Annotated in this window: 5 protein-coding genes and 1 pseudogene; 1 reads left to right on the top strand and 5 read right to left on the bottom strand. The window is 42.2% G+C overall.

All coding sequences use genetic code 11. The features are described from left to right. From PVV57_RS09520 to PVV57_RS09500, 5 genes and pseudogenes are all read right to left on the bottom strand, one after another. Positions 1-212: pseudogene (locus PVV57_RS09520) on the bottom strand (MFS transporter); the annotation flags it as partial. A 1626-nt stretch (positions 213-1838) separates the two neighbouring features. After that, entirely contained in the window at positions 1839-2120 is a 282-nt protein-coding gene (yacG, locus tag PVV57_RS09515) for a DNA gyrase inhibitor YacG (protein WP_273719503.1), read from the bottom strand. Positions 2121-2190: 70 nt separating this feature from the next. Further along, positions 2191-2904, bottom strand: coding sequence for a Maf family nucleotide pyrophosphatase (locus PVV57_RS09510; protein ID WP_273719501.1), 714 nt, complete (start codon positions 2902-2904; stop codon positions 2191-2193). Positions 2905-3115: 211 nt separating this feature from the next. Continuing rightward, positions 3116-3334, bottom strand: a complete 219-nt coding sequence (gene infA / locus PVV57_RS09505) for a translation initiation factor IF-1 (protein ID WP_010702900.1) — start codon at positions 3332-3334, stop codon at positions 3116-3118. Between the two features lie 1349 nt (positions 3335-4683). Beyond that, positions 4684-4878 (bottom strand): hypothetical protein, encoded by a 195-nt coding sequence (locus PVV57_RS09500; RefSeq protein WP_273783970.1) that lies wholly within the window; start codon positions 4876-4878, stop codon positions 4684-4686. A 693-nt stretch (positions 4879-5571) separates the two neighbouring features. On the opposite strand from PVV57_RS09500, the gene PVV57_RS09495 reads away from it, so the two are divergent. Beyond that, the coding region (locus PVV57_RS09495) for a helix-turn-helix transcriptional regulator (protein WP_273719495.1) at positions 5572-5852 on the top strand (281 nt) is incomplete at its 3' end.

Genomic DNA, 5852 nt, shown 5'->3' with positions numbered 1-5852 from the left:
AAAGAAAAATTATCCGCTAACCAACCGCCTATAGGTCCAAAAAAGAGAAAAGGGATAAAGCGAAAAAAATACACAAGACCTGTAAAAAAGGCGTTATCTGTTAATTCTAAGACAAGTAAAATAAAAACAACTTCATAAGCATAATCGCCAACTTTAGAAATAAAGAGAGCAGAAAAAAGAGAAAATGGACTCTTTTTTAAAAATAAATTCATATCAACCATCCGATATTAAACTTTTTGACAGTTAAAGTTTCCCGCCCTTTCATACAATTGGTGATATGAACTTCAAAGAAACGCCCGATTCAAAGGATAAGCAGACTTTTGGGACATTTAACCAGAAAATGACTGCAATGCTCTCCCCAAGCCTTAACTCAATAACGCAAAGCTCAGCATTCCCCCCAACCGCTTCCAAACACAACCCAAAGCCTCCACAACCCAGAAATCCCTCACGTCACTCCCCCTTCCTTTTGTACGGTTCCACATTTTACGCTTTTACATCTTTACAGAAAGAAGCCAAACGAAACTTCCAAACCACCACGCCACACCACTTCTGTAAACAAAGATCTATAAACGACGCCCCAACTTCTTGCCCTCCAAATATCCCTTCACCCCCCTCAAAGAACATGTATCAGACAAGTCTAAGCAAACCCTATCCCGTCCTCAAACTTTATCTCAATAACGCAAAGCTCAGTATTCCCCCCAACCGCTTCCAAACACAACCCAAAGCCTCCACAACCCAGAAATCCTTCACGTCACTCCCCCTTCCTTTTGTACGGCTCCACATTTTATGCTTTTACATCTTTACAGAAAGAAGCCAAACGAAACTTCCAAATCACCACACCACACCACTTCTGTAAACAAAGATCTTTAAACGACGCCCCAACTTCTTGCCCCCAAAATATCCCTTCACCCCCTTCAAAAAACATGTATCAGACAAGTCTAAGCAAACCCTATCCGCTCCCCAAGCCCTACCTCAATCACGCAAAACGCACACAGCATTCCGCCAACCGCTTCCTAACATTCAGCTTTCCCATCTCCAGCCTCACTCTCCCCAAGTTTTCTTTCAACCTCATGCCTTTTTCACACCCCTTCTTCCTCAACTCAAATGTCCAGAGCCTTCCTGTCCCCCAACTTCTCTTAGAAAGCTCAGTCCCCCCTGAAATAACTGCATCGCTCTCCCCAAACTTTATCTCAATAACGCAAAGCTCAGCATTCCCCCCAACCGCTTCCAAACACAACCCAAAGCCTCCACAACCCAGAAATCCTTCATGTCACTCCCCCTTCCTTTTGTACGGCTCCACATTTTACGCTTTTACATCTTTACAGAAAGAAGCCAAACGAAACTTCCAAACCACCACACCGCACCGCTTTGGAAACAAAGATCTTTAAACGACGCCCCAACTTCTTGCCCCCAAAATATCCCTTCACAGCCCCTCAAAGAACATGTATCAGACAGAACCAAACAAACCCTATCCCGTCCTCAAACTTTATCTCAATAACGCAAAGCTCAGCATTCCCCCCAACTGCTTCCAAACACAACCCAAAGCCTCCACAACCCAGAAATCCCTCACGTCACTCCCCCTTCCTTTTGTACGGCTCCACATTTTACGCTTTTACGTCTTTACAGAAATAAGCCAAAAAACTCTCAAACCACCACACCGCACCGCTTTGGAAACAAAGATCTATAAACGACGCCCCAACTTCTTGCCCCCAAAATATCCCTTCACCCCCCTCAAAGAACATGTATCAGACAGAACCAAACAAACCCTATCCGTTCCTCAAGCTTTACCTCAATCACGCAAAACGCACACAGCATTCTGCCTTTAAGAAACACCCCCTTTATTCTTCTTCATCGCTAACCTGTGGAGGGGGTGGGAGGATATAAGCCCCCGAAAGCCAGCGATTGAGATCAATGGCACGGCATCGGCTGGAACAAAAAGGATAAGCAGACTTCTGTGACATTTGACCACAAATAGGACAAGGATGAGGAGGACGGTCGTCTTTTAGCAAATTTGGCTCTTTTTGCTCAGAGAGCTTTCTTTGGCTTTGAGACGTCAGTGTTCTTTCCTCTTTCATTAAATTTTCTTCTGTTCCTTTTTTTTCATTTTTACCTTGCTTCATTTCCGCTTTGCACTTTTTGGTGCTCTCTTTGGTGTTTTTTACCCTGCATGGCTCTTGCCTTAAAATTTCTCTACTGCGTTTCTTCCATCCAATGCGCGTAAAGTGGATAGTGATAAGCGGTCAACAGATCGGCTGTTTCAGCCAAAGGCAATCCCACGACATTAGAATAAGAGCCGGCGATATAGACCACAAAAGCCCCTGCTTTTCCTTGGATAGCATAGCCACCAGCTTTTCCTTGCCATTCTCCTGAAGCAAGGTAAGCCTTCATCATGGAAGAGGTTAAGCGTCTAAAACGGACACGACTTTCAACCAATTTCACGGTTATTTTTCCCTGTTCATTCAAGGCACAAATGGCGCCATAGACCTTGTGTGCCCGTCCAGAAAGGAACCGTAAACATTCATAAGCCTCATCTTCGCCTTCTGGTTTGGGAAGAATGGTACGCCCAACAGCCACCACCGTATCAGCGGCCAAGATAATCATTTTCTGCCCAGGCAATTTTTTTGGGACATTCTGCAATTTTTCTTGGGACTTCTGAGTGTACCAGTTTAAAATCTCTTGCGCTTTTAGGGCTTTTTCCTTTGCCAAACGTTTAGCAAGGTTTGCAGGATGTTCTTTTAATTTTGGCGTTTCATCAATATCGCTTGCATAAACCTGCTGAGGATCAATCCCTATTTGCGCTAAAAGCGCCAAACGCCGTGGCGAAGCGGAGGCAAGCACCAAATGAATTTCTTCCTCAAGAGTTTCCGCCAAATGTTTTTTCCCCCACTCTCTTATATTTTTCATTTCCACCCCTTGCAAAATCGGCTTTTCTCTTACCCCGTTTTAAGCGCTCCATTTAAGCGCTATTGATCTCCTTATTCTTTTTGTGCACTGATTTGACACCTTGTTCAAGGTCATTTTAAACATTCACCTTTTCTCACGTATAGAAAGCACCCCAAAGGTCTGTTAAAAATAACAGAATGATTTTTGTAAAAATCATGAATCATCCATAAGGCTACTTATAGCGGTATGTAATGCGTCCTTTTGTCAAATCATAGGGAGTCATTTCTACCATAATTTTATCACCAGCTAACACCCGGATACGATTTTTTCGCATTCTTCCAGCGGTATGTGCAATAATTTCATGATCATTTTCCAGTTTCACACGAAACATCGCATTCGGTAAGAGTTCGGTAACGACACCAGAAAATTCTAAAACTTCTTCTTTTGACATAAACAATCATTTCCTTTACATTGCACATATTTTGTTAAGCTGTGCGTTATTTTCCAGCGTTCATATCCTATTTTCTTAAATTTGTGAATAAAAATTCAACAAAAAGGGAAAGGTTTTTCAAGTTTTCTCTCTTATGTTCTCAAAAAACCTCACCCTACATTTTGAGAATTACAACTTCATTCCCTCAAACTTTACTGACCCATTTCCTCTAATTTTTAGGCTGATCTTGGTTTAGAGTGACAAGAAATTAGGCTAAATTGCCTAAACTTTTCTCTCTACAGCTCCAAACACCCTCCATTCCCCATACACTCTCGTCATCTCCCCCTTCTGCCTCCCATCTTGCGCTCCATTCACAAAACTTGTTCCCACAAATTTCTCACCCCATTCCATGCAATGATACACACCCAACACAACTCAAAACATACATAACGCATAAATCCTCCACGTCCTTAACTTCCCTGTCCTTTTTACAGAATCACATTTTTACGCTTTTATATTTTTACAGAAAAAAGCAAACGAAACCTCCACCGAACCCTCCCCTTTTAAAAAAAATTCTCCAAAAAACAAAACTTCCCCCACCCCACATTGCTCTGTAAACAAAGGTCTATAAACGACAATCCAACTTCTTGCCCCCCACCGTCACATCAGCCCCCTTAAAGGGGTAGTGCTTCAAAAGGCTCAAAAAAACAAATCCACCCCTAAAATATTCAACATACACGTGCATAAAAACACCTAAATGTGTAAATCTATTGCCCAATATCGACTTCAAGGAGCAGTTTTTTTACGGTATAATTTTACGACATAAGAAGATAATGAGATAATTATTGAGATCCCCAAAATATTTTTATTTTCAAAATGTTTTCATTTTTCTTGCCAATCTCCTGAAATTCCTTTATCATCTAAAAGGTGTTTTGATCGTCTACGCAGCGATCAAGAGGGAACTAAAAGCCCTAAGCTCTAGTGTAAAAATAAATCTACTCTTGTGGATTTTCCGGGATTCCGGGAGTCTTTGTCATGTCCAGGTGCATGCCCAGCACTAAAAGCAAAGAAGCTGGCTAGAGCTCAGTACTTGTTACTCCCGGAATACCAATGCGAGGGCGCTCGCAGCCGGTGGGGAGGGTGCGAAGTGCGAACTAAAAATCCACATTTTCAAACCAAAAATTCAAACTTTGTTGATACTTCAATAGGCACAAGAATTCGTCACAGACGCATTGCCATGAGGCTTTCTCAAAAAAACTCACCCTACATTTTGAGAATTACAACTTCATTCCCTCAAACTTTACTGCCCCATTTCCTCTAATTTTTAGGCTGATCTTGGTTTAGAGTGACAAGAAATTACGCTAAACCGCTTAAACTTTTCTCTCCACACCTCTGCCCCTCCTCCATATCCCCCCCCCACACTCTCCCGTCAAAACACGCCTCGCCCCTACACCCCAAATTATCTCTCCACTCACAAGCCCTGTTATCCCAAATTCGTCTTCCCCCATTCCACACCATGATATACGCCCCCACATGCCTCCATATGCAACGCATAAATCCTCCATGGCTTAAACGCCCCTTACCTTTTTTACGGCTCCACGTTTTTACGCTTTTACGTCTTTACAGAAAAAAGCTAAAAGAAACTCCCAAATCACCCCCGAACAATCTCCTTGCTTAAAAAAATCCCCCAAAGAACAAAACTTTCCACCCCACACCCTACACCATTTTATAAACGACAACCTAACTTCTTGCCCCACACCGCTCTGTAAATAATTCTCTCCCACACCAACCTCTCGCCCAACATTCCCCCCTCAAAAGGCGCTGCTGCACAAAACGCAACAACAAACCCACTCCTAAAATATTCAACACACACTTGCACAAAAAAACACACGTTGTAAATCTATATACCCAATATCAACCTCAAAGATCAGCATTTTACAGCATGATAAGATAATTCTTGCGATACAAAAAATGCTCTCATTTTTAAAATGTTTTCATTTTTCTTGCCAACTTTCTGAAATTGCCTTATGAATGAATACTGTAATTTTGATCGTCTACGCAGCGATCAAATAGGGAACTAAAAGCCCGAAGACTTGACACATAAATTTATCCCGCTTTGCGGGTATCCCGGAATTCCGGGAGATTTTGCTATGTCCAGGTGCGCTCTAGCACTAAAAGCAAAAAGCTGAGTCAAGTCAGTACTTTTAGACTCCCGGAATACCAATGCGAGGGCGCTCGCAACCGGAGGGGGGTGCAAAGTGCCAACTAAAGATCCACATTTTATCGACATTTCTATAGGTAAAAGAATTCGTCATAGACGCATTGCCATGGAACTTTCTCAAAAGGCATTAGGAAGCTTTTTAGGTGTGAGTTTTCAACAAATCCAAAAATATGAAAAAGGGTTGAACCGTATAAGCGCCAAATGCTTACTGGAAATCGCTCAAAAACTAGAAGTTCCGATAAGCTTTTTTTATGCAGATCTTGTGACAGCGGATATTTTCTCAAAAGAAAATCTTTCCCACCATAATCAATACACCTA

Origin of the sequence: Bartonella sp. AU15XJBT, from assembly GCF_028618615.1 — a bacterium.
In the GTDB taxonomy this organism is placed as follows: Bacteria; Pseudomonadota; Alphaproteobacteria; order Rhizobiales; family Rhizobiaceae; genus Bartonella.
The sequence above is the reverse complement of the archived record's forward strand: the minus strand, read 5'-3'. Positions and strand labels throughout refer to the sequence as shown.